The organism is Cryobacterium sp. MP_M3, assembly GCF_015752155.1.
Lineage (GTDB): Bacteria > Actinomycetota > Actinomycetes > Actinomycetales > Microbacteriaceae > Cryobacterium.
In genome coordinates this window covers 1-23,152 of the sequence record NZ_JADOVI010000023.1, presented here as the reverse complement: position 1 = coordinate 23,152, position 23,152 = coordinate 1, and the positions used below count along the sequence as shown (strand labels likewise).

At 64.1% G+C, this 23,152-nt stretch carries 22 protein-coding genes and 1 pseudogene; 14 read left to right on the top strand and 9 right to left on the bottom strand.

What is annotated here, in order from left to right; genetic code table 11:
* Positions 1-107 precede the first annotated feature (107 nt).
* The 7 genes from IWX89_RS17175 to IWX89_RS17145 all read left to right on the top strand — a co-directional run bounded on the left by IWX89_RS17175 (position 108) and on the right by IWX89_RS17145 (position 5,328).
* Complete coding sequence (locus IWX89_RS17175) at positions 108-428, top strand: NAD-binding protein (protein ID WP_196904755.1); 321 nt, start codon at positions 108-110, stop codon at positions 426-428.
* 55 nt (positions 429-483) lie between these two features.
* The gene (locus IWX89_RS17170; RefSeq protein WP_196904754.1) at positions 484-1,278 is read left to right on the top strand and encodes a class I SAM-dependent methyltransferase; all 795 of its coding nucleotides are present in this window, start codon (positions 484-486) and stop codon (positions 1,276-1,278) included.
* 351 nt (positions 1,279-1,629) lie between these two features.
* Positions 1,630-2,175: a transcriptional regulator gene (locus IWX89_RS17165; RefSeq protein WP_196904753.1), complete on the top strand. Its 546-nt coding sequence runs from the start codon at positions 1,630-1,632 to the stop codon at positions 2,173-2,175.
* 20 nt (positions 2,176-2,195) lie between these two features.
* Positions 2,196-3,389, top strand: a complete 1,194-nt coding sequence (locus IWX89_RS19055; protein WP_196904752.1) for an MFS transporter — start codon at positions 2,196-2,198, stop codon at positions 3,387-3,389.
* A gap of 157 nt (positions 3,390-3,546) precedes the next feature.
* Entirely contained in the window at positions 3,547-4,383 is an 837-nt protein-coding gene (locus IWX89_RS17155) for an alpha/beta fold hydrolase (protein WP_231383447.1), read from the top strand.
* A 19-nt stretch (positions 4,384-4,402) separates the two neighbouring features.
* The gene (locus tag IWX89_RS17150; protein ID WP_196904751.1) at positions 4,403-4,945 is read left to right on the top strand and encodes a TetR/AcrR family transcriptional regulator; all 543 of its coding nucleotides are present in this window, start codon (positions 4,403-4,405) and stop codon (positions 4,943-4,945) included.
* A 53-nt stretch (positions 4,946-4,998) separates the two neighbouring features.
* On the top strand, positions 4,999-5,328 hold the full coding sequence (locus IWX89_RS17145) for a DUF4260 family protein (protein ID WP_196904750.1): 330 nt from the start codon (positions 4,999-5,001) through the stop codon (positions 5,326-5,328).
* A gap of 88 nt (positions 5,329-5,416) precedes the next feature.
* Here the strand turns inward: IWX89_RS17145 and IWX89_RS17140 are convergent, their stop codons facing one another.
* Positions 5,417-5,887, bottom strand: a complete 471-nt coding sequence (locus tag IWX89_RS17140) for an N-acetyltransferase (RefSeq protein WP_196904749.1) — start codon at positions 5,885-5,887, stop codon at positions 5,417-5,419.
* Positions 5,888-6,026: 139 nt separating this feature from the next.
* Entirely contained in the window at positions 6,027-7,022 is a 996-nt protein-coding gene (locus IWX89_RS17135) for a DMT family transporter (protein ID WP_196904748.1), read from the bottom strand.
* Between IWX89_RS17135 and IWX89_RS17130 the strand changes: the two genes are divergently transcribed.
* A complete protein-coding gene (locus IWX89_RS17130) occupies positions 7,021-8,430 on the top strand; it encodes a PLP-dependent aminotransferase family protein (protein WP_196904747.1) in 1,410 nt (469 codons plus the stop codon). The genes IWX89_RS17135 and IWX89_RS17130 overlap by 2 nt on opposite strands.
* 173 nt (positions 8,431-8,603) lie before the next feature.
* Here the strand turns inward: IWX89_RS17130 and murJ are convergent, their stop codons facing one another.
* From murJ to IWX89_RS17115, 3 genes are all read right to left on the bottom strand, one after another.
* The gene (murJ, locus tag IWX89_RS17125) at positions 8,604-10,181 is read right to left on the bottom strand and encodes a murein biosynthesis integral membrane protein MurJ (RefSeq protein ID WP_196904746.1); all 1,578 of its coding nucleotides are present in this window, start codon (positions 10,179-10,181) and stop codon (positions 8,604-8,606) included.
* A 207-nt stretch (positions 10,182-10,388) separates the two neighbouring features.
* On the bottom strand, positions 10,389-10,628 hold the full coding sequence (locus tag IWX89_RS17120; RefSeq protein WP_196904745.1) for a hypothetical protein: 240 nt from the start codon (positions 10,626-10,628) through the stop codon (positions 10,389-10,391).
* A 91-nt stretch (positions 10,629-10,719) separates the two neighbouring features.
* Positions 10,720-10,989, bottom strand: coding sequence for a hypothetical protein (locus IWX89_RS17115; protein WP_196904744.1), 270 nt, complete (start codon positions 10,987-10,989; stop codon positions 10,720-10,722).
* A 479-nt stretch (positions 10,990-11,468) separates the two neighbouring features.
* On the opposite strand from IWX89_RS17115, the gene IWX89_RS17110 reads away from it, so the two are divergent.
* From IWX89_RS17110 to IWX89_RS17100, 3 genes are read left to right on the top strand one after another with little or no spacing between them, the layout of a single operon-like run.
* Positions 11,469-11,732 (top strand): hypothetical protein, encoded by a 264-nt coding sequence (locus IWX89_RS17110; RefSeq protein ID WP_196904743.1) that lies wholly within the window; start codon positions 11,469-11,471, stop codon positions 11,730-11,732.
* 12 nt (positions 11,733-11,744) lie between these two features.
* The gene (locus IWX89_RS17105) at positions 11,745-12,281 is read left to right on the top strand and encodes an LPD29 domain-containing protein (protein ID WP_196904742.1); all 537 of its coding nucleotides are present in this window, start codon (positions 11,745-11,747) and stop codon (positions 12,279-12,281) included.
* 16 nt (positions 12,282-12,297) lie between these two features.
* Positions 12,298-12,528: a hypothetical protein gene (locus IWX89_RS17100; RefSeq protein ID WP_196904741.1), complete on the top strand. Its 231-nt coding sequence runs from the start codon at positions 12,298-12,300 to the stop codon at positions 12,526-12,528.
* A 304-nt stretch (positions 12,529-12,832) separates the two neighbouring features.
* Here IWX89_RS17100 and IWX89_RS17095 read toward each other — a convergent pair whose 3' ends face one another.
* A complete protein-coding gene (locus tag IWX89_RS17095; RefSeq protein WP_196904740.1) occupies positions 12,833-13,159 on the bottom strand; it encodes a hypothetical protein in 327 nt (108 codons plus the stop codon).
* 296 nt (positions 13,160-13,455) lie between these two features.
* Between IWX89_RS17095 and mobF the strand changes: the two genes are divergently transcribed.
* Positions 13,456-17,265 carry a MobF family relaxase gene (gene mobF, locus IWX89_RS17090; RefSeq protein WP_196904739.1) on the top strand — a complete coding sequence of 1,270 codons (3,810 nt, stop codon included), beginning with the start codon at positions 13,456-13,458 and terminating at the stop codon, positions 17,263-17,265.
* Positions 17,266-17,386: 121 nt separating this feature from the next.
* Here the strand turns inward: mobF and IWX89_RS17085 are convergent, their stop codons facing one another.
* Positions 17,387-18,445 (bottom strand): hypothetical protein, encoded by a 1,059-nt coding sequence (locus tag IWX89_RS17085; RefSeq protein WP_196904738.1) that lies wholly within the window; start codon positions 18,443-18,445, stop codon positions 17,387-17,389.
* 113 nt (positions 18,446-18,558) lie between these two features.
* Positions 18,559-19,206: pseudogene (locus tag IWX89_RS17080) on the bottom strand (DUF6119 family protein); the annotation flags it as partial.
* 165 nt (positions 19,207-19,371) lie between these two features.
* Between IWX89_RS17080 and istA the strand changes: the two are divergent.
* Together istA and IWX89_RS17070 are read left to right on the top strand one after the other, a co-directional pair.
* Positions 19,372-20,964 (top strand): IS21 family transposase, encoded by a 1,593-nt coding sequence (gene istA / locus IWX89_RS17075; RefSeq protein WP_231383445.1) that lies wholly within the window; start codon positions 19,372-19,374, stop codon positions 20,962-20,964.
* Positions 20,961-21,701, top strand: a complete 741-nt coding sequence (locus IWX89_RS17070) for an ATP-binding protein (RefSeq protein ID WP_196904737.1) — start codon at positions 20,961-20,963, stop codon at positions 21,699-21,701. The genes istA and IWX89_RS17070 overlap by 4 nt, the downstream gene beginning before the upstream one ends.
* A 93-nt stretch (positions 21,702-21,794) precedes the next feature.
* Here the strand turns inward: IWX89_RS17070 and IWX89_RS18845 are convergent, their stop codons facing one another.
* Positions 21,795-22,898, bottom strand: coding sequence for a DUF6119 family protein (locus IWX89_RS18845; protein WP_196904736.1), 1,104 nt, complete (start codon positions 22,896-22,898; stop codon positions 21,795-21,797).
* Between the last annotated feature and the right edge of the window lie 254 nt (positions 22,899-23,152).

The following is a 23,152-nucleotide window of genomic DNA, read 5'->3' as shown; positions in this document are numbered from 1 at the left end:
GCGGCCTGGATCAACAAGCCCACCGAAGCACAAGAAAGCGAACCGAAACTAGCCGCCTAAACTCACGCTGGCCTCATCCACCTTGACAAATTCCGCTCGCCGAGGCGGTGAACTTCGCCTCCCGACTCGGGCTTGATCTTGATGCCTTCGCGCAGGTGCTCTCCGCCGGCCCGATGGACAGTGCGCTCGCGCGCACAAAGACCGACAAGCTGCGCGTCGGCGATTTCGAAGTGCAAGCCGCGATCACCGACGTCATCAAGAACGCCGACCTCGTCGCTCATGCGGCCCGAGACGCGGGAGTCTCCGCACCCATCATCGACATCTGCGCCGATCTGTACCATCAGACCGACGACGCCGGATGGGGTCAACTCGACATGGTCGCCGTTGTTAAGGCCTACCAGCAGCGGTCGGACGCCCTCGGTGGCTGAGGAACAGACCGCGCGATGCTGAGGCGGAAGCGATCAACGACGCAAAGGAGTTCTCGTGACGGTTTACACCCATGGTTATCATGAATCAGTGCTGCGGTCGCACCGGTGGCGCACCGCGGAGAACTCAGCCGCCTATTTACTGCCGAAGCTGCGCCATGAAGACACGCTGCTCGACGTCGGTGCCGGCGCTGGAACGATCACTGCAGACTTCGCAGGCCTGGTCACAGAAGTGACGGCAACCGAGATCGGGACTGCCGAACTGGAACTCGCCCGGGCGACGGCTGCCGGGCGCGGCGTTACCAATATCGACTTCCAGGTCGCCGACGTAAACGCGCTCGAGTTCTCAGACAACACATTCGATGTCACTCACGCGCATCAGGTACTTCAGCACATCGCCGACCCAATTCAAGCGTTACGCGAAATGGCACGGGTGACCAAACCTGGAGGCATTGTTGCCGTGCGCGATAGTGACTACAGCGGATTCTGCTGGTGGCCACTGATACCGGAGCTCGAGGAATGGCTCGACCTATACCGGACAGCAGCACGTGCCAACGGAGGCGAACTCGACGCCGGACGACGCCTGCTCTCCTGGGCACACGCTGCAGGGCTCACCGACGTCACCGCCACATCCAGTACCTGGTGCTTTGCCACCCCGGCCGACCGCGCTTATTGGGGAGGGATGTGGGCCGACCGCATCCTGAACTCCGCGATCGCTCACCAACTCGTCGATTCGGGGCAGGCGACCGAAACAGATCTGAAGCGGATCAGCCAAGCCTGGAACGACTGGTCAGCCGACGACGACGGATGGTTCTCCATCCTCCACGGCGAGGTCATCTGCCACATTAAGTGATCCATGAGAGGAAACTCCCTGACGCAGGAAATGCCACGGAGCGGGATGGCAAATTTGTCGCAAAACTCCAGCGCCTCGAAACCCATGGGTTGCGAGACATCCATTGTCGTGCTCAACCTCGTGCGTATCACGCCCGGTCATCGGGCTTAATGTCGGGCGGGGCAAACGCGTCACCCGAGATTGCAGAACTCCACGAAAGCGGGAACGGTGGGGGAGTGCCCGGTCACCGTCCGGCTATCGGGCACTTGAGCACAGGCAGATGACGTGAGCCGGTCGGGTCTATATATCCCGTACAAGTCACCGCAAAAGAACAATTTTGTGGTCGGGTTCGATTAGGCATATCGTGTGAGCATGCCGGATGCCACCACGCCGTACGATCTCGATGGCCTGCGGGTCGTGGCCCACCCGCTGCGCCTGCGCTTGCTTTCGATTCTGACGGCGGAGGCTCTCAGCGCTACTGAGGCAGCGCGAATTTTGGGTGAGAGCCAGGCGAACGTGAGCTACCACCTGCGTCGTTTGGCTCAGGCCGGACTCGTGCAGCTTGTCGAGGAGATGAGCATCCGCGGCGGGACCGCCAAACGCTACCGCCACGACCCTGCCAGCGGCGAAGTGCTCGGCTCGGGACCTGCCGACGAGCACCAGGCTCTGATGATCTCTCTCGCGGCAGAACTGATTGCCCGCAGCGCGCGCTACGTGTCGGAATCCGAATTCGTGTTCACCGAGGTCGAGGTCACGGTCTCCCCCGAGGCGTGGGAACGCATCCGTGAGATGTCCCGCGAGGTCGGAAGACTAATCCACGAGGAGGCGATGCCCTCTGCCACGCCAGACGGCATCCGGATCAGTGCGACTCTTGCCCTGTTCGAGGTCTCGAACCATGACACGGTCCCGCGCACATGAGTGGCGGCTACCTAGAAGTAGTGCGCACAGCCGGCGCACTCAGGGTCTTTGTTCCCGCGCTGGTCGGACGCCTCTCGTTCGCCATGGTGACCCTGGTGCTGCTCTTCGCAGTGCAGCAGAGCACCGACTCGTTCGCGGTCGCCGGCGCGGCAACCGGGGCGTTCGGACTCGCGAACGTGATCGCATCCCCCTACCGCGCACGGTTCGTCGACCGACGCGGGCAGCGGTTCGCACTCAACTCACTCGCCATCGCCTTCGCCGCCGGCCTCAGTGGCATTGCTGTACTGACAGCCCAGTCCGAGCCGCCGGTAGGGGTGCTGGTTGGCCTCGCGGCCGTGGTGGGGTTGTTTCCGCCACCGCTCGGCGCCTCGATGCGTGTGCTCTGGGGTTCAATCACAGAGCCGGGAGCATTGCGGACGAAGGCGTACAGCGTCGACGCGGTCTGTGAGGAATTACTCTTCACGACGGGACCGTTGATCGCAGCTGCGGTTGTGGGTGCGGCATCGCCGTCGGTCGGACTGTTCGCTACCGCCCTGGTGGCGCTTGTCGGAACGCTCGGCATGACCAGCAGCCCGCTCTCGCGAGGGCACGGTGCCGTCACCACTTCCCCGCGCAACAGTTCACGGCCGCTACGACAGAGCGGGTTCGTCGCAGTCCTCATCGCGCTGCTCGGCGTGGGAGTCACGCTCGGGACCGTGGAGGTCGTCGCGCCCGCAGTCGCCGACAGCCAGGGATCGGTGGGCCTGGCCGGAATCCTGCTCGCCGCTTTCGCCGCCGGAAGTGCAGTCGGAGGCCTGCTCTACGGCCAGCGGACATGGAGGAGCTCGCTGGTGAAACGACTACTCATCTCGAGCACTCTCATGACCGTGCTGTGTGCACTTCTGGCGACTCTTGGGTCTGTCGTGGTTCTCGGGTTCGGGCTCATCGCGGTGGGCTTCTTCCTGGCCCCTTCGCTCGTCACCGGCTACTTGCTCGCCGACGACATCACCGCCGTCGAAGTACGTACCGAGGCATCCAGTTGGATCAACACCGCAGTCAACGCGGGTGCAGCGGTCGCCGCGGTAATCGTGGGGTTCACCGTGGACGCCGGCGACCCTCGACTTGGTTTTCTCGTCGGCGCCGGCATGGCGCTCACCCTCGTGTTAGCCGCATCCGTGCCTCTGCTCAGAAGTACTACACCCGTGCCCGTCAAAGATCAGCTGCGGTCCGCGTAGGACGAACGAGAAGCCCCGAGAGGGCGCCCGCGACAGCGACCGTCCTTAAGTCGTTCCCAAAGGGCCCTCGCTCCGATTGATGAGGTTAAGGTCAGGGGCCGCCTCGCTTCATGAAATGGCTATTGACATTAGCGCTGCGGCTAATTAAATTAGCCGCATGACTCTTCAACACACCACACCGCCACCAGCGACGCGATTCCTTGCTCACCCGGAAGGAAGAATCGCGTACGACATCCAGGGCGCCGGGCCGCTCGTGTTTCTCGTGCCGGGCATGGGCGACCTTCGATCCACCTACCGGTTTCTGACTCCTGCCCTTGTTGCGGCCGGCTACACGGTTGCGACGACCGACCTTCGCGGCCATGGGGACAGTAGCAGCGTGTTCTCCAGCTATGGGGATGCCGTTACTGCGAGTGACCTTGTGGCGCTTCTTGACGACCTGGGGAAACCGGCGGTCGTCGTCGGGAACTCCATGGGGGCGGGAGCGGCGGTGATCGCTGCGGCCGATCGCCCGGAGCTGGTCAGCGGCCTGGTCCTGGTGGGGCCCTTCGTCCGTGAGCCGGCATCCAACACCCGCTTCAACCGCTTGTTTCTGCGCCTGCTCATGGCGCGCCCATGGGCTGCGGTCGCGTGGAAGGCGTACCTGCCTAAGCTTTATGTAGGAACGCCGCCGACCGATTTCAGCGAGTACAAGAAGGACGTGATCGCGAGCATCAGGCGCCCCGGCTACACGCGGGCCTTCAGCCTGACGACGCGAACCGACCACGTCCAGGCCGGTGACAGTCTGGACCGCGTCACAGCTCCCGTCCTCATCGTCATGGGTGAGAAGGATCCCGATTTCAAGGACCCAAAGGCAGAAGCTGACTGGATCGCGCGCACGCTGCACGGTGAAGCGGTCATGGTTCCGGACGCCGGGCACTACCCCCAGTCGCAGCAACCGGAACGCACCTCGGCCGCCATCGTCCGGTTCCTCAGCACCCTGAAGAACCATGCCTAGGCCCAGACTAGACACGGCCATGGTCGTCGATCGCGCCGCTCAGATGCTCGACGAACGCGGCTCAGCCGGATTCAACCTCGCTGCCTTGGCCGAAAGCCTCGATGTGCGCATATCGTCGCTGTACAAGCACATCGACGGGATGCCCGGCCTTCGACGCGGCATCATGATCCAGGCTAAGGCGAGCCTCGCCCACGCCCTCGGGCAGGCGGCCATCGGACGCTCCCGAGACGACGCGATCGAGAGGATGTCGTTCGCTTACCGCAGCTGGGCGCTCGAGCACCCCGGGCAGTACCCGATGACGGTGCACGCACCGGCATCCGGCGATGACGAAGACCTGAAGGCGTCCTCCGCGATCGCCGACGTCGTCTACAACGTCCTCGCCGGCTACGACCTCCGTGACGATGACGCGGTAGACGCCACCCGTTTCCTCCGGTCCGCGCTGCACGGATTTGTCGCACTTGAGACAGACGGCGGCTTCGAGCTGCCGGTAGACCTCGAACGCAGCTACCTGAGGCTCGTCACGAGCGTCGTGACCGCTTTAGCGAACTGGTCCGAGTCATGACAAAAAGCGCCGCGCCCAGGGCAGAGCAACGCGCGAAGGCCCCATCCAGTCCGGTGAGCCCTATCCACCGGACTGAGGGTGCCGCGGTCGCTGCGTCCGCCGCGACCCTTTTCATTCTGGGGGGATTCAGCTGGTGGTGGCTGCCGGCGCTGTTCCTTGTCTTCGACCTTTCCTTCATCGGATACGCCGTCAGCAACCGGGCCGGAGCCTACGGATACAACCTCGTTCACAACTACGCCGCCCCCGCGGTCCTGATCGCCGTCTATAGCCTCCTTTACGTGTTCGAGATTCCGCTGTGGCCACTGGCATTCATCGCCGGATGCTGGCTCTTCCACGTCGGCGCCGACCGAGCCATGGGCTACGGCCCACGGCCACCGAAATAGGACGGTCCAGCACGTCGTCCAGCCAAACACGCGCACTCAACAGGCACTGCCCGGCGGTGACGCCAACCAGCAATAGCGAAGAGAGGGCTCAGTCGAGCCTCTTGAGCATCTTCACCGAAGTTGTCTCGTAGCCGAGGGAATCGTAAAGTCGCCTGGCGCCGGTGTTGAACCCGAAGACGCTGAGGCCAAGAGAGCGCGCACCGTGGGAGCGTGCATATTCCTCGCCGATCAGCATCGTTGTTCTCCCATGACCCTGGCCACGCTGGTCGGCGTTGATGAAAACGTCCCAGACCCACCACGCCCCCGGGTCGGTGGTGACATCCTGCCCGATCCACAGATATCCCATCGCCTCACCAGCATCGTTCATGACGTGAAAGACCTCATTGCCCGGACTTTGAGTACCCTCCGGGAACGAACGAGCCATGCTCTCGACCGCTATGCGCCGAGCTTCCTCGTGTGATCGACCTTGGGCAAGCAAATCACCGGCGTACTCCGTGCAGCTCTGCTCAATCCACGTTGGGAAATCGCCCGCGAGGATTCGCTGAAGGGTTACGGTCATCTCTCAATTCTTCCAGGCCGGGCCATCGGGTTGCACCGACGGATACCGACAGCACCGCGGGGGACAGGCAGGAGGGGCATGAACTATTGCATGAGGGTGTTGTGGCCCTGACTCCCGGATCTGTCGCTCAACGCCCCTCTTACAGTCGAGCGGCGGTGGGTGTTACCTCAACTGGTGCTGTTTCGTCTGCAGGGTGCCGGATGGAGCGCGGGAGCGGGGTGCGGTTGAGGCGCGTTCGAACGGCGATGCCGGCACAAAGGATGACGGCGATGCCGCCGAGGATGGTCTGCCAGGTCAACTGTTCGCGGAGGATCACTGCGGCCCAGAGGATGCTGAGGACGGGCTGGGTGAGTTGCACCTGGCTGACTTGGGCCATGGGCCCGATGGCGAGTCCGCGGTACCAGGCGAAGAAGCCCAGGAACATGCTCACCACTCCGAGATAGGCGACTGCCGCCCATTGGGTCAGTGTGCCGGTCGGGGGCTGTTCGAGGATGGCGATCATGGTCAGGAGGACCATGAGTGGCGAGGCCGCTATCAGTGCCCAGGACACGGTTTGCCATGCCCCGATCTCACGCGCAAGAAGGCCACCTTCGGCGTATCCGATGGCGGCCGCCGCCACGGCGCCGAAAAGCAGTAGGTCCGACCACTGCAAGCGGATGATTCCGCCACCTTGCACCGACGCGAACGCCACGGCCACCAGCGCGCCGATGGCGGCCATGATCCAGAAGGGCAGCGGCGGTCGTTCCTTGCCTCGAATAACGGCCATGACAGCTGTCGCGGCCGGGAGCAGAGCGATCACGACGGCACCATGACTGGCCGACGCGGTCGTGAGGGCGAACGAAGTCAGGAGGGGGAAACCGACTACGACGCCGCCGGCGACCACGGCCAGGCGAAACCACTGGATGCCGCGGGGAAAACGTTGTCGGGTGATAGTCAGTGCGGCCGCGGCGAGCACGGCGGCGATGACGGCACGGCCGGATCCGATGAAGAGCGGGGACATGCTTTCGACGGCGACGCGGGTGAGGGGAACGGTGAAAGAGAACGCGGCAACGCCGAGCAATCCCCAGGCGAGGCCCGCACGCGACGATGATAGCGGTGCAGAAATTTTTTTGATAGCGCTACTATGATCCAACATGGATAACGATAGCAGTTTTCGGATCGTGGCCGCGTTACGCGCGTGGATCTCGGGCCACGCGCCGGGCGCCCGGCTGCCGACCAGCCGGACACTCGTGACCGAATTCGGGGCGAGCCCGGTGACGGTTCAGAAGGCTCTCCGCACTCTCGTGGCTCAAGGACTGATCGAAACCCGCCCCGGCGCTGGCACGTTCGTTCGCGCGGTGCGTACGGCGCGCCCGCTTGACTACAGCTGGCAGACGGCAGCGATGCGTTCCCCGCAGAGTCGCATCTCGGCGCTGGGCAGCGCGATCCGCACAGCGCCGCAGGGCGCGATTGCCCTGCACGCGGGGTACCCCGACCGTGAACTCCTGCCGGAGCGGTTGATCCGGTCTGCGCTGGCCCGCGCAGCCCGGAGCGAGGCTGCGCTGACGCGCTCACCGGTGGCCGGACTTCCGGAGCTGCAGTCCTGGTTCGCCCACGAACTCGGTGCCGCGACACCGGTCGGCGTCACCCCGCCCCTGCCCAGCGATGTCGTCGTGCTCCCCGGAAGCCAGAGCGGCCTGGCCACGATCTTTCGCGCCCTCGTCACCACCGGCCAGCCGCTGCTGATGGAATCGCCCACCTACTGGGGCGCGATCCAGGCCGCAGCCCAAGCTGGCGTCGAGGTCGTCCCCGTACCGTCGGGGCACGATGGCCCCGATCCCGACGCACTCGCCCGCGCCTTCAATGAAACCGGCTCCCGCGTCTTTTACGCACAACCCAGCTACGCCAACCCCACCGGTACACAGTGGTCGGATGCCGCTGCCACGCAGATCCTCGACGTTGTGCGTGCGCACGGGGCCTTTCTCGTCGAGGACGACTGGGCCCATGACTTCGGCATCAGCACCGACCCGCACCCCGTCGCCGCTCGCGACGACGCCGGACACGTCGTCTACGTGCGATCGCTCACCAAGAGCATCTCGCCCTCAATTCGTATCGCGGCGATTATTGCCCGCGGTCCCGCCCGCGAACGCATCCTCGCCGACCGCGGTGCCGAATCGATGTATGTCAGTGGGCTCCTCCAAGCCGCAGCACTCGACGTCGTCACCCAACCCGGCTGGCAGACCCACCTCCGCAACCTCCGCCCCCAACTGCGGGCACGACGCGATCTCCTTCTCGCGAGCCTGCGCGAACACGCACCAGCCGCGCATATCGCCACCGTCCCCGCCGGCGGCCTAAACCTGTGGGCACGCCTGCCCGACGAGACCAACCTCGACCGCCTGGTTTCAGACTGCGAAGCCGCCGGAGTACTGATCGCAGCGGGCTCCAGCTGGTTCCCCGCGGAACCCACCGGACCTTTCATCAGACTCAACTACTCCGGCCCCAACCCCGGCGCATTCGCCGACGGGGCCCGCATTATCGGCCAGGCTCTGGCCTCAAACCACTGATCTGCCCTGAGCCCAAGGAGCATCGCCAGCGGTCGCACTACGCGAAGCGCGCCCCAGCGACCGCATGCTCCCTGCGCCGTCCCGCAGAGGGTTAGCTTGTGGGATTGTCGCATTCCGTTGGCGTGAATAGGTTCCTGCCGTCTCTGCGGCCGGAGCCATGGCCCCTGTGGCGTCTACCGTCGGCGGAGGTCGCCTATTGTTCGGTCGCCGAGTAGCCAACTCACCGCGATGAAAAGCGCGACCACGCCGACTCCCGCAGCCGCCAGCAGGATGGCCTGGCCGATGAATCCTGGTGGCGTTCCGATGGAGGCCAGCAGGGACATCCCGGCTACGGAACTGATGATCGCTGCGCCCAGTAGGCGGGCGTAGCCGAGGATGGCGCGGGGTCGCCCGACGGGGACGTGACCGCGGTTTCGGAGTGTCCGCTGTAGGGACAGGTGGGCGGTAAGCCAGCCGGCGAAGTTCGCGATGGAGATTCCTGCTGCGATTCTGATCACGGTGAGTTCAGGTGGAAGAAGGAGAGCGGCTGCGGCGCCGGCTGCGGAGAGCCCGGCGATGACGAGTTGGGTGGCGAAGGGGCCACGGGCGTCCTGTAGTGCGAATGAAGTTCGGTTGAGCACGTAGGCCTGGCTGAAGCCAACGAGCCCGATCGCCAGGACCTGGAGTACGTGCCCGATGATTGGTTTACCAAAGAGCACTTCGGTGATCAGCGGGCCCAGCGCTACGAATGCTGCAGTGGCAGCGATCGCGACGTAGGCGACTGGTTTCATGGCCAGGTTGGAGAGTGCTTGGATCTCGGCGAGGTCATTGCGTGCGGCTGAGCCGCTCATCCGTGTGTAGAGCGCCGTCGTCAGTGACACGGTCACGATCCCGTGCGGCAGGAGCATCAGCAGGTACGCGATCGAGAGAGAGTTCAGGCTCGGTCCGTCGATGCCCAGCTGGTTGAGGGTCTTCCCGGCACTATTGGCGACGTTGGCGGTGACCAGGTAGGCGGCCTGGCCAGCGATGACCCCGAGGAGAGTCCAGCCGGCCAATGTCGACATATGCCCGAGACCACCAACGCCCCAGCGGAATCGGAGCTGAAACCCGATTCTTCGCAGTGGGATCAGTAGCAGCAAAGCCTGGATAGCGATGGCCAGCGTGGCGGAGCCGCTGAGGACCGCGACCATCATGGGGCTCCACGAGCCCACTGTTCCCAGCCCGGACGGCAGCACGAAGAGGAACACGAGGATCCCGCCGATCCCCAGCAGGTTGGAGATCGCGGGCGCCCACGCGGGGGCACCGAACACGCCGCGCGCGTTCAGGACCTGGGACAGAACAGCGAATGCGATTAGGAAGAAGATCTGCGGCAAGCACCAGTACGCCATCGACGTTGCAAGCCCTCGCCACTGCGCCGACCAGGTCGTCGCGTAAATCCAGACGATGCCCGGCGCGAGCAGAGTGAGGATGACCGTGGCCAGGGCTCCGCCGACCAGGACGATCGTGAGGAGCCGGTCGGTGTTTTCCTGGCCGACCGGGCCGTCGTGTAAGTTCCGAACGATCTGCGGGACGAGCACCGCTCCCAAGACGCCGCCCGCGATCAGAGCGAAGAGATACGTGGGTGCTGAGTTCGCGATTTCAAACGTTTGCCCACCGACCGCAGCGCTCGTCCCGCCGATGGCAGCCACGAGCAGGATCGCCTTGAGAAACCCCAGCGCCCGGGACACGAGCGTGGCCGCCATCATCGACCCAATGGAGCCGCGCGCACTCATCGGCCACGCTCCACAGTGGCCACGAACGGTCGGCAGGCCGAAACGAAATCCCCCATCCGCTAACATTCCCACAGTCACGGGCGATGCAACGGCCCCACCTATCAATCCGCTATTGCGAGTCCGAACGAGCGCTCACTGGCCTCTGCCCAAAGTCCACGATTGCGTCCCCACTCCGGGTTCCGCTTTCGGTCGGCACTGTGCCGGGGGTCAGGGTTGCGTGGTGATGAAGTGGGAGATCGCGGTCTCCAGGCTGGGGAAGTGGGTGTATTCGACGGGGTCGATGAATTCCATGACTTCGTAGATGCCGTGGTGGTTGTCGATGAAGCCGATGAGGGAGAGGGCGTTGTCTTGGGCGATGCGGTTATCGCAGATTCTCCACTCGCGGGAGGACAGTGCGTTGACTTGGATGTCGTCTGGTGTTCGGTTCTGCAGTCGGCCGGTGATCATGTCGGTTCCTCTTTTCGGACGTGTTTGGCACGGTAGCCGCGGTACCTGTTTGTCTTCTTGGGGTCCACCCGGAAATTACCGAGGAGCATCATCATCCCCAGTCGAGGGCGAGGATCCACCCGTCGGCGTCTCGCTTTAGGTCGTACCGGTGCTGTTCCTCGCCTCCGCGGGATGCGTCTACCCGCCACAGCTCGGTGTCGATCCAGGTCGGTGTGCCCGGGGTCTCCCACCAGCGGGTGCGGGTGAAGATCGCTTGCGGCTGGCCGATGATGGTGTGCTCGAATCGGTTCCAGACGAATGCGCATGGGTCGCCGTCGGCTGAAAGCTCCACGTCGACGCGGGTGTCAATGATCTGCGGCATGCGTGACTCCCTCCCTTTTTCTAGAACATGTATTCGATATTTAGAAGTGTAGGTCTGGGCTCTGACACTCACAAGGTCTGCCCACGACCGGTGGAGGTCGTAGGCGCACCATCTACGTCGCATGAGCCGATACCAAAGTGGTTTGAGGTCCTCGCTGTCACCGACGCGGTGACGACACGGACCCTGCCTGCCGGCGTCCCGGTTCCGGATCCTCTGATGCGGGTCGAGCAGATGAACGAGGAATTCTGGTGCCCGACTGTGTAGTGCGGCTCACGGTGACTTTGTTGCTTTTCGTCTGGGGGATTGTTCACTGCGTGCTGCCGGCGTCAAGCCGTCGTCACAGTTTCGGCAAAAACTTCTTCCCCCGCTTTGCTCCTCCATAACTTTTGGCCTGCAACCGTTCCTTGGGGCTTGACCCCGACAGCACTCCATGAGGGTGGAGAAACCGCCGAAAGGCAAAAAAATTTGGAGGAGAGAAAATGCTTGAACAGACACAGACCCCCGCAGACACAACGGCTCCCGTTGACGTTGAGTGGAAGATCCGCCACCTGACCAGCTCGATCCGCAGGCGCGAACGCACCCTCAACTGGGATGGATACGCCACGCCCCACGCCCCCGAGAACCCGGCAGTCGTCGCCGCGCGAACCGCCGCCCAGCTCGCCGGGATCGCGGAGCTCCGCACCCGGCTCGCCCACTGGGAAAACATCCGGGCCAACCAGCCCACCACCGCGCTGAGCAACTAGGGAGATACGACGATGACGGATTACATCAGCACCAAGGACACCGCCAAGTTGGTTCGGGTGGCGTTGAAGAACGCGTTTCCCGGCGTGAAGTTCAGCGTCCGGATGAGCACCGGGACCGCGGCCGCGTGGATGAACGTGTCGTGGAGCGATGGACCCACGGACCGGCAGGTGAGCGCGGTGACTGGCCACTACGAGGGCCGCAAGTTCAACAGCATGACGGACGGGTACGACGACCAGGGGTCCGCGCTCGTCGCATTCGACGGTGAGGACATGCCCCGGGTCGTGCGGTACTCCTGCGACGGGATCAACACCCACCGTGACTACACGGCCGCCGGATACCGGGTCGCGCAGCACCTCATCAGCACCGACAGCGACCACACAGACCTGGTTCTGTTCACCCCCGAGGGTGAGCCCCTCACCGGTGCCCCGGTGCCTCAGGGGATCTACGTCGCCGGACACTTCCACGACTACATCTACAGCCCCGTGCACATCGCCCAAGTCATCCTGCAGCGCGTCGACCTCACCGCCGTGACCGCGCCCACCCGATAGACCAGGAGAACCAGCAATGAACACACCCACCATTCATGCCAGCAGCGCCGCCGCCGCGGCGGCGCGTTTCGTCGACGTGTTCGCGGCCGCCGATTTCGCGGGCGACGTGGGCCCGCGGATGAGCTGCACCGAAGTGGACGCCCTCGCTGGGATACTCCGCGCCGTCGGCGCCGACACCGCCGCCAACACCTGGGTGACGGCACACGCCGCAGAAGACCAAGAAGGAGACGACCACCACCAAGACTGACTATCGAACGGCCCCCCTTGAGACGCGATCAAGGGGGGCATTTTCGACACCCCAGAAACTCACCAACCGGGGCAATCGCCGACGCGGGTTACGGCTGATTCTGCACAGAGGACGCCGTCGATAGTGGCGGCGCCGACCCGGAACCTGGCCAGAACGAGGGACCGGGCGAACTCTCCGCGCACACCCGTGGGCGGACCGCGCGGCACTTTCCGGCGAGACTCTGGCGGGACAGACAGGACCTAGGTGCCCCGCCGAAGTGAACCACACCAGCCAGGCCGGCGGCCTCATCGAGGGCTCAATGGTTTCAGGGGGTGGGGGTCTTCTTGACGTCGCGCAGTGCGAGGCCGAGGCGGCCGGCGACTTCGGCCTTCGGGGTGCCGAGTTCGAGCATGGACGTGATGAGCGCCGCAGCTTCTGTGCGGGCGGCTGCGCTCTGCTTCGCTGCGCGTTCCTGGATGGCGGTGATTTCCGCCTGTGCTGTCGCGTCGATCTCGTCGAGGGAGTCAGTGGCCACGAAGTAGTCAGTGGCGAGCTGCTCGAGCTTGTCTTCTTTCGCACGGAACTCTGCCGCCTTCTCGCGTGCGCGAGAGCGGGCGGCAGTCTGCTTCGCAGACTTGCGTACATCAGCCATGGGTGTACCCCTTTCGTGGGTGAAGAACCATTATGCGGGAGTCCACCGCGCGTGATCGCCCGCCCAAGTTCGAAACCGGAGGGCCCGGATTCGTACGGTCGGGCGCGCTCAGTTGCGAGCTGTGCACGGCCTGCTTCGTCGTCTCGATAGCCCTTCTCCGCAGGCTCGCGTCGACCAGAGCCCCAGCATCCATGCAACCCAATCTTTCGATCGTGACCCAACTGCATCCTCATTCTTCGCATAAGTACTTGTCACACCTCTGGCATTAGTAATAGACGAGGTAAAGTGATCGGGTGATGACTATGCATATCCTCTCTGCGGGAGACGGGTATGTGTATTACACGAGCGAGACCGTGACGGGTGATGTCAAGCGTGAGAGCGGCCGTGAGCTGGGCGATTACTACACCGAGGATGGCAACCCTCCCGGTGTCTGGGTCGGCGGGGGACTGGCCGCCCTGGGTGTGTCCGGGGTCGTGACGGAGGAGCAGATGAAGGCCCTCTACGGTGAGGGTTTGCACCCCGACGCCGAACGAATCATTGCGGAAGCGCAAGCGCAGGGCAAGACCGTTGGTGAGGCCACGAAGGCCGCCAAGCTCGGCCGCTCCTACTACGGGTACAACACCGGCGGCACCGACCTGTCCGCGAAAATCGCCGCCGGCTACACCGACTTCACCGCCACCCACAAGCGGGAGCCCAATGTCACTGAGCGGCGCACGATCCGTGCCCGTGAGGGTGCCGCAGCGTTCGCCGCGGCCAAGGGCCGGCCGCCGGCGGACAAGGAAGAGCTGGGCCGGTTCATCACCGCCGCAACACGTCCGACGCAGCAGGCGGTGGCGGGTTTTGACCTGGTGTTCTCGCCCGCGAAGAGCGTGTCCGTGCTCTGGGGTCTCGGCGACGAGGACACCCGGAAGACGATCGAGTCGGCGCAAGCGACCGCGATCGCCGACACCGTAAAGTACCTCGAACGGGAAGCTGTCGCGACGCGCGCGGGCACGAACGGGGTCGCGCAGATCGACGTTGAGGGTGGCCTGGTCGCGACGCTGTTCCGTCACTACGATTCCCGCAACGGCGACCCCCAGTTGCACGATCACCTGGTCGTCGCGAACAAGGTCAAAGGCGTCGACGGGAAGTGGCGCACGATCGATTCCAAGCTCCTCCACCGTCAAGGTGTGGCCGCCTCCGAGTTCTACAACCAACGCGTCATGGACGAAGTCACCACCCGCCTCGGCTTGACCACGGAGCTGCGGGAAGTCACCCCGGGCAAACGCCCCGTGGTCGAGATCGCCGGTGTTGACGAGCGCCTCACCGCACAGTTCTCGACCCGGTCCGCGGACATCAAACAGGTCATCGGGCAGCTCGAGAAGGACTACCGGGCCGTTCATGGGCGCAGCCCGGACGCGGTCGCCCGGATCAAACTGGCGCAGCAGGCCACCCTCGAGACCCGCCCCGCCAAAGCCCACGCCCGCTCCCTCGCCGGACTCCGCACGGAGTGGGCGGCGAAGGCCGCCGAACGTGTCGGTGCTGCCACCGTCATGAACCTCCTGAAGGATGCCCGCGCCGCAGCACCGGCCAGGGGCAGCAGGCAGGGGGAGCCGCGTGTGGTGGATGTGGACCGGGCGGCGCGCGAGTTGGTGTTGACGGTGTCGGAGCATCACGCGGTCTGGGGGCCGCACATGATCGAGGCCGAAGGCCGCCGCTGGGTCCAGAAAGAAACCAGCCTCGGACCCGTACCCGCTGGCACCGTCGAACAGATCACCCGGCGCGCCTTGGAGACGGACTCGATCGCTGTCACCCCGTCCGCTCCGCACGGGTCCTTCGAACCGTTGACCCGCCGGGACGGGTCGAGCATCTACGAGCACAAGGGCCGCATGCTCTTCACCTCCACCAGCCTCCTCACCGCCGAAGACACGTTGTTGGCCGCCGGCCGCACCCGCACGATCGCCCCGATCACGGTGGCCGAGTTCGACCGCACGGCCGCACGTCACACCGGGCCGTTGGATGCCGGGCAGCGGGCCCTGGCACGAGAGTTCACAACATCCGGCACGCTCCTCGTCGTGGGCACCGGCCCCGCCGGCGCCGGGAAAACCACCGCCCTCGCGTTGGCGGCCCGGGCGACCGAGCAGGCCGGTGGCCGGCTGATCGGGTTGGCGCCGTCGGCGACGGCAGCCGCCGTGTTCCGCGACGCCGTGGAAGTGCCGGCAGCCACGATCCATTCCTTCGTCCGCGCGTACGACACCCACGGGGACGCCACCCCGGACAGCCGCCACCCCGAAGATTTGAAGCTGCGGGCGGGGGACATCATCGTCGTCGACGAGGCCGGCATGGCCGGCACCCTCAACCTCGCCAAGGTCACCAGCATCGCGGAGCGGCACGGCGCGCACGTGCGCCTGATCGGTGACGACCGGCAGCTCGCAGCTGTCGAGTCCGGCGGGGCCCTGCGCCTCCTGGAACGCGAAGTCGGCTCCATCAAGCTCGAGGAGATCCACCGGTTCACGTCCCCGGCCGAAGCCGAAGCGACCCGGCAGCTCCGCGACCCGGCCACGGTGGGCGACCCGTTCCGCTGGTACGTGGACAACGACCGAGTCACCGGCGGCAGCATCGACCGGATGACCGACCACGTCTTCGCCGCCTGGCAACACGACGACGAAACCGGCAAGAACGCCGTCATGCTCGCCCAACAAAACGTCACCGTCACCGACCTCAACACGCGGGCCCAGGCCTACCGGATGGGCGCCGGCCTCGTCACCGGGAAGAAGTCCGCGCAGCTGCGCGACGGGCTCGCCGCGTACCAGGGCGACCGGATCGTGACCCGGCTGAACGACGCCACCCTCCGCACCGGGCGTGGCACCGACCGCGTCAAAAACGGTGACGCCTGGATCGTGGGAAAGGTGCAAGCCGACGGGGCGTTGACTGTCACCCATGCGGGACACGGCGGCCGCATCACCCTCCCCGCCGAGTACGTACAGAAGAACGTCGAGCTCGGCTACGCATCGACCATTCACCGCGCCCAGGGCATGACCGCTGACACTGCTCACGTCCTCGCTGACTCCTCCACCTCCCGGGAGCTCGTCTACGTGGGGTTGACCCGGGGGAAGGAAGCCAACCACCTCTACGTCGAGACCCAAGACGCCCAACCCATCAGCGACGTCCTGGCAAGCATCGCCGGCCACAGCGACGGGATGCTCTCCACGACGGAAACCATCCGTGCCGAACAAGCCCGCGTCGATGACCTGGTCACCCTCATCGACCAGTTCGGCGACGTCGCCGAACGCGCCAACACCATCCGCTTCACCCAACTTGTGCACCACGCCCTCGATGAGCAGGACGCCCGGAACCTCACCAGCTCCGAGAGCTGGGGAGCTGTTGCAGCGGCCCTCACCCGCGCCGAAACCCAGGGCCTTGACCCGGCACAGGTGCTCCGGGAGTCGTGGAACGAACGCGAACGCGGCACCGCCGACGACGTCGGCGCCGTCCTCTCCCACCGGATGGAACTACGCATCGAAACAGGTCCCGCCGACCAGGCGCCTGCAGTAGACGAGCGTCCGGCGGTGCCAGCGTGGATCGCTGACCGACGGGTGCTCGACGCCGCCGGCACCGACCCCGCCTGGCGGGAGCACTTGGCCGAACGGTACGAGTACCTCGCCGTGCGCCTCGACGAACGCGGAACGGCGATCGCCGCCGAGAAGCCCGAGTGGGCGCTGGAGCTTGGCGAAACCCCGGCCGAGGGGACCCGCAGGCAGGAGTGGGTGCGTCTCGCCGCTGAAGTCGACGTGTTCCGCGACCGGTACAAGGTCGAACCGGCGCAAACGCAGGCCATCCCGGCGGCGTACCGGGAGCGCACCGTTGGTGCCGAACTCGCGGCCCGCGTGACGGCTGTGGAGAAGGCACAGACTCAGCCCACCGCGCTGAACGCGCCCGAGGCGGGCCGGCAGAAGCCAGCCACCGCGCTCGACGCGATGCGGGCGGCGAACCGGGCCACGGCCGACCGGCAGCGGGAAGCACAGCGCGCAGCTGGCCTTACCGTGAAGGCCAGACAGGCTACCCGCGGCGACCAGACAATACAGTCCGAGGACCCGCACTCCCGGGATGACGGCCGCCAACTGTAGAACGGCTTCGCGCTTACGTCAGGCCACCCGCGCCAAATCCGTGAGTCAAGAGGCGCACTGGCTGAATACCGCTCTATCTATGGGAGCGAACCGGGTGGAGATGTCGGACTGGACGTGTCGGCTATCGCTCGCGAGTCTGCGAAAAGACGGCATCCCGCAGTCGACGAAGCGGGCTCGGGGGCATTGGCGTGACAGACCGCAGCGCCGTCAACGCTCGGTACTCTCCGGCCGCTTTTGAGTGCTGCTTCGACAGAGTCCTTTCTGCGAGCCGCGCTGCCGATCCATTAATGGACCAGTCCAGAATCCATCGAGGGGCATGCGAACGTGGCCAGTACGACGTCGTCAGCGTGGTCGTGATGATGAGGATGAATGCCCATCCCAGCTGCGGTAGCGGGGAATCATTGCCCCCAAGAAGCAGAGCGATAGCCGCTACCACCAGAATCGCGTAGGTCAGTGTGGGAAACGCCCAAATAACTACCCGTGTTTGAGCATCGCGGGACGTCAGGAAGGTGGTCATGGTCATCGCGTTGACACCGAGCAGTAGCGCGACTGCCACGAGGTAAATCAGCCACATAACAAGGACCGAAGACAGCGGGCTTAAGGGCAAGGTGACCCAGAGGGCACCGAAAGCAATCACCGCAGAGTTGAGGGCCCACACAAGGAAGAAAGATCGCTGCGATCGTTCGGTTACGCCCTCCAGCCGATTTTTCGTCTGCTCCTGTGTCTTCTCAGTGAGCGCAATCCTGGTCTCCAGATCGAGAACAAGGAAGTTGCCCAGCTGCAGCGCCAGAAAGAGCAGAAGCCCGACCACGGGGAGCAGGATGATCAAAACTGGCCACATCGGCGGGTATTGCCAGCAGTAAACGGCTATGAATGCCACGAGAGTGATTGTCGCCGCGGCCATGAGCTCCGCGACGAATCCCAACACTCGCCGAGTGCGGGCGGCCTCGTCCGGGCCGCCGAGAATCTGACCGCCGAGGGAGACCGCGTAGAACGCGAGCAGAGCCGTGATGTAGATGCTCAGGGTCCATCCGAGGTGGCTGTAGAGCAGTCTTCCGGCGTCGGCGGCCCACGTCAACGCTTTGCCGATGTCATTGCTTGAACTGATGAGGATGAGCAACAAAGCCACGACGATGAACACTGCGCTGATCGCGCCCGTTTCCGACGCGGTCTCATTCACTGAGCGCGTTTCGTACGGCTCACCAGCCATCTGTCAGGTCTCGTTTCTGTCGGGTCAAACGGTCAGTTGGGTGGTAGAGACACAGCGGCCATCGGCTGCGTCACGCTTACCTTTCAGGTGTGCCGACGCACCGGTGCGATGAATACTTCGACCCCTTGCGCGCCCAGGTGCGAAATTTGGCGCGCTAGGTTGACCTGCGTGAAGGTAAATAGCGAATCCGGGCCGATCGTCTTGTCCTTTCGCGCGACGAGTAAAACTACGCGGGTCGGCTTTTTGCGAAGGAGGCTTGGATCCCATCCACCTTTTGCGACTTTCGATTGGAAGTCGGCTTGGGCGGCCGTGTCGTAGGTAAGCACTTCGACGGACACCAGGGCTTGTGCCAGTAGATGACTTGCCGGAGCAGAGGAGTCAATACTCTTCACGTGGATGTATGTGCCGTCCCGAAGTAGGACATCGCACGGCTCGATTCCATATTTGTGGAACTCGCTTCGCATGAGGTTCTTGTCGATGCAGAGCCCGCCCAGAGACTTAGCGAGCAACACGTTGTACTCGGCTTCTGAAGTCCCGGCAGGCCAATCAGGGAGGTCCTTAACCCCGGGCCCGCGATCAAAGATCGCCTTGGTTCGTTCCCTCACTTGGTCTGCGTAAGGTTTGTCCATGACGTACCAGCGTCCGTCGTGCAAACAAAAACGCCTGTCTTCCAGGTCCGCCTGGAAGGAGAGCCACCGGCGGATAGGGATTTTTGCACTGATTGGCTCGGCGCCGTCCGTGTCCTTGAAAAGTGGCGAGTCGCCCTATCGGGTAGCGCTGTTCCGGCGAGGCGGTAGCACGATTCCGGGGACAGGGTAGCGCTGGAAGGGGGTGTGCTGCTCTGCTGTGAACGACATCACATGGGGTGTTGTCGTTCACGTTTGGAGTGCTTGTACATGGCGGATTATCGAAAGATCCTGGTGCTGTTGCTGGAGGGGCGCAGCTATCGGGACGTGGTGGAGATCGCGGGGTGCTCGCATCGTGCCGTGGCCCGGGTGAGCCAGGAAATTCAGGAGCGGGGTATCACCGTGGCGGCGGCGGTCAGCGACGCTGATCTTGTCGGGTGGTTCCCGGACGGGCGCCGGAAGGTGTCTGAGGAGTATGACCAGCCCGACCTGTCTCGGGTGCTGGCGTCGATGAAAGCGAACCGGCACTTCACTTTGTTGTTGGCCTGGCGCCGCTATGTCGACACGAAGGATACGGGCAAGAAGTATGGCTATTCGCAGTTCTGCGCCCTGTTCACCGACTACGTCCGCAGCCACGACTTGGTCGCGGTACTGAACCACGAGCCGGGCCGGGCGATGCTGGTGGACTGGGCTGGCGACATCATCGAGCTGGCCGACGCGGTCACGGGCGAAATCACGAAGGCGGTGCTGTTCGTCGCGGTGCTGCCGTTTTCCGGGATGATGTTCTGCCGCGCCTTCATAGATATGAAGTCGCCGGCCTGGCTCGACGCCCACGTTCATGCATTCACGTTCTATGGCGGAGTGCCACAGATCATCGTTCCAGACAACCCGACGACCGCGACGAACCGGTCCCACCCGGGCGATATGGAGCGGGTGGTGAATGCCCGCTATCAACAGCTCGCCGACCACTACCAGTGCGCAATCGTCCCCGCCAGAGTGAAGCGCCCCCGGGATAAGGCATCAGCCGAGAACGCGGTGAACGTCGTCAACAAACGCGTCATCGGGTATCTCGAGGACGACGTCTTCACGACCCTGGCCGAGTTGAACGACGCGATCGTCGAGCGGATTCGGGAAATCAACCACGATATCCGCCGCGCCGACGGCTCGACCCGGTGGGAGAGGTTCGACGCCGAAGAGAGGCAGCTGCTGGGTTCGTTGCCGGACGCGTCATTCGAGGACGTCCAGTGGAAGGAGCTCAAGGCGGCCCGCAACTACCACGTCACCGCCGACACCCAGCGGTATTCGGTGCCGTTCGCGTTGGCCGGCAAGCTGTTGCGGGTGAGGCTGACCGCCTCAACGGTGACAGTGTTCGACGGGAACGAGATCATTTGCGAACACCCCCGATTGACGGGCCGCAAAGGCCAGTACTCGACCCTGCCGGAACATGTCCCGCCGCAACACCGCAATATCGATGGGCTGTGGTCCAGGCGGTGGTTCACCGATCGGGCCCGCAGTTTCGGCCCGGCAACGGTCACGGTGATCGAGCAGATCCTCGACAGTCAGAGCATCGAGGCGCAGGGGTATCTGGCCTGCCAGAACATCCTCGACGGGCTCGGCAAGAACAACCGGCAACGGTTGGACGCCGCCTGCCAGGAGCTGCTGAACCGCCACGGGCACCCCACCTACACAACGCTGAAACACCTCATGGCCACGATCGACAGCGACGCGAAGAAACCGAAGCCGCTGATCCCGGCGGCCTCGACCCGCAAGCGCGGCAGCACCGTCGTCTTCCGGGCCACCGGACCGGACGTCTATGTTCGCGACGCGTCCCACTACGAGATCGGCGAAGGGACCAGGCGATGACCTTCACGAGCATCGACTACGACAAGTTCCGCGCCCTGCGCGTCACCCACGTTGCGACCCGGCTGGAGGAACTGATCCAGGACGAGGCCAACGACACCCTCACCCCTGAGCAGCTCTTCCTCACCGCCGTCGACGACGCGTTGGAATCCCGGCGGGTGAACAAAGTCGAGCGGCTGATCCGCCAGGCGCAGCTTCCGATTCCCGCAGCAACAGTCGCGGAAGTCGACTACCGCGACGGGCGCGGCATCACCCCGGTTCGGATGCGCCGATATGCCGCCCATCAGTGGCGGGCGGATTCGATGAACCTGCTCATCATCTCGCCCAGCGGAGGCGGGAAAACCTACCTCGCCTCAGCGTTGGGGATCAGCGCCTGCCAGAGCGAGCACACGGTCGCCTACTTCCGGATGGACGACCTCGCCCGGCGGCTCGTCATCGCCCGCGGCAACGGGATCGCGCACCAAAAGCTACTGAACGAGCTCTCCAACGTTGACCTGCTCATCATCGATGACTTCCTCACCGTCGGCATCGACAGCGATGCCGCCAGCGACTTGTTCGCCGTCCTCGCTAACCGGGAACACCGATTGCCGACGATGATCGCTTCGCAGACCGGGCCGGCGCACTGGGTAGCTGAACTGCCCGACCGGGTCGCGGCGGACTCGATCGTGAACCGCCTCGCGAACCACGCCCGGATCATCAACCTGGGCCAGATCGACATGCGCCGGCACCGCAACGAGTAAACCCGCAGCCACGACACCTACTGGGAGTGAAACCGCAGCGGCCCGGGCAAACAGTCCGGGCCGCTACCACTTCCGCAGAAGAGTGCTACCGAGTCACCGGAACAGCGCTACCTGATGAGGCGACTCGCCAAAAAGCATGATGCCAAGGCGAGTTAACTCATCGGCTTGCTGCGCGTGCGGTAGTTCGGTGATGAGTGGAAGAAGGTCACTCAGTTCAGGTGTGCCGTCCTGAGCCTCATTTCTTCCATTTCCAATGATCTTGAAAGATGTGGGTGTGCCGTTCTCTTCAATCCGCTCGTGAGGCCAGGATAAAGCGAGGGGGGGGCTATTCGTAGTTCCCATGGCTGTGATGAGCTTCTGGTCGAGCCTCGCCATCAAGGGCGCATCCTTGATCAAGACGAGCTGCTCCAATAGGCCGAGCTCGACGCTTGCAGGTTCCGCTCCCAAGAGAGCTTCAATAATGTCGAGATCCTCGACGAGTATCGTTGGCGACTTGGAGAGCGGCACGCTCAGAGCGTCTGCTCCTCGCACCTTGATCGGCTTGTCGCCCGTGCTGAGACCAGTGATCCGCGCCGAAGCGACCAGGCGTGTAACGAGTTCACCGAGATCACCAACACCGAACCCGCGAAGGTGCGCTCCGCCCGGAATCGATGAACGCTCAACCCGCGACCGTTCATCCAAAGTCACTCGCGTAACGGAGTTCAGATCCTTTGGATCTGCGCTCCTAATTGCGACTCTCTGCCCAAAGCCGCCGTCTACCTTCGCCTGATCTAGAAGCTGGAAACCCATTCCGTAGGTGAGGGCCCACGCTGTCTCGGACCCTCCTTCAGGCTGAACTGGAGACGAATCGAGGTCACTGTCCGGGTCCCGAAACCGGACTCGCTGCCCATTCTGGGTGATGGCGATAGCTGGGATGCTGGAGGCCGAAGCCGATGAGATGATCAGAACTGCGGCCGCGGTGGTGTTGAGGAGATCCACTTCTTCCCCGGTAAGGCCAGCAAGCACACCGGCCCAGCTCACGATCTTCTCAGGGGTAGTCCCCGCAATCAGAACCGCAGGTCGATCGCCAACAGTCACGGCAGTCGACGAGAAGGTGGGGCTCTCTCGATACTTGGGCTGGACCGCCTCGTCCAAAGACGACAGCCCATATAGGCGATAGAGGCTCGTACGCACTTCTGTTGCCGGTTTACGTGACACTTCCACCCCAAGTCCACTCCGCCAGAGTCTTGGGCAGATATCCCCACTGTAGGAGAGATTGACAGCCAGAGGAGACCCTCCTCGGGGGAGCTGCTTGGAAGCCGAATTTGATCTACTGCCAAGTGGCCCATCCTGCAGATTCTGCAATAGGTACATTACTACTGGTGCCCCTGCGGATTCGTGACCGGCTAATGGTCAGCGATCGTTGGCCCAGACGGCCCAGTGTGGCGGCACTCACACGTAGCCGTTAAGGA

What these genes read in the sequence shown, in the direction of transcription:
- IWX89_RS17110 (WP_196904743.1), top strand. Translation starts at nt 11,469, where the DNA reads ATGCTTGAACAGACACAGACCCCCGCAGACACAACGGCTCCCGTTGAC.
- IWX89_RS17140 (WP_196904749.1), bottom strand. Translation starts at nt 5,887, where the DNA reads ATGACCGTAACCCTTCAGCGAATCCTCGCGGGCGATTTCCCAACGTGG.
- IWX89_RS17070 (WP_196904737.1), top strand. Translation starts at nt 20,961, where the DNA reads ATGACCTTCACGAGCATCGACTACGACAAGTTCCGCGCCCTGCGCGTC.
- murJ (WP_196904746.1), bottom strand. Translation starts at nt 10,181, where the DNA reads ATGAGTGCGCGCGGCTCCATTGGGTCGATGATGGCGGCCACGCTCGTG.
- IWX89_RS17105 (WP_196904742.1), top strand. Translation starts at nt 11,745, where the DNA reads ATGACGGATTACATCAGCACCAAGGACACCGCCAAGTTGGTTCGGGTG.
- IWX89_RS17100 (WP_196904741.1), top strand. Translation starts at nt 12,298, where the DNA reads ATGAACACACCCACCATTCATGCCAGCAGCGCCGCCGCCGCGGCGGCG.
- IWX89_RS17115 (WP_196904744.1), bottom strand. Translation starts at nt 10,989, where the DNA reads ATGCCGCAGATCATTGACACCCGCGTCGACGTGGAGCTTTCAGCCGAC.
- IWX89_RS17130 (WP_196904747.1), top strand. Translation starts at nt 7,021, where the DNA reads ATGGATAACGATAGCAGTTTTCGGATCGTGGCCGCGTTACGCGCGTGG.
- IWX89_RS17135 (WP_196904748.1), bottom strand. Translation starts at nt 7,022, where the DNA reads ATGTTGGATCATAGTAGCGCTATCAAAAAAATTTCTGCACCGCTATCA.
- IWX89_RS17150 (WP_196904751.1), top strand. Translation starts at nt 4,403, where the DNA reads ATGGTCGTCGATCGCGCCGCTCAGATGCTCGACGAACGCGGCTCAGCC.
- mobF (WP_196904739.1), top strand. Translation starts at nt 13,456, where the DNA reads ATGACTATGCATATCCTCTCTGCGGGAGACGGGTATGTGTATTACACG.
- IWX89_RS17155 (WP_231383447.1), top strand. Translation starts at nt 3,547, where the DNA reads ATGACTCTTCAACACACCACACCGCCACCAGCGACGCGATTCCTTGCT.
- IWX89_RS17095 (WP_196904740.1), bottom strand. Translation starts at nt 13,159, where the DNA reads ATGGCTGATGTACGCAAGTCTGCGAAGCAGACTGCCGCCCGCTCTCGC.
- IWX89_RS17120 (WP_196904745.1), bottom strand. Translation starts at nt 10,628, where the DNA reads ATGATCACCGGCCGACTGCAGAACCGAACACCAGACGACATCCAAGTC.
- IWX89_RS17165 (WP_196904753.1), top strand. Translation starts at nt 1,630, where the DNA reads ATGCCGGATGCCACCACGCCGTACGATCTCGATGGCCTGCGGGTCGTG.
- istA (WP_231383445.1), top strand. Translation starts at nt 19,372, where the DNA reads ATGGCGGATTATCGAAAGATCCTGGTGCTGTTGCTGGAGGGGCGCAGC.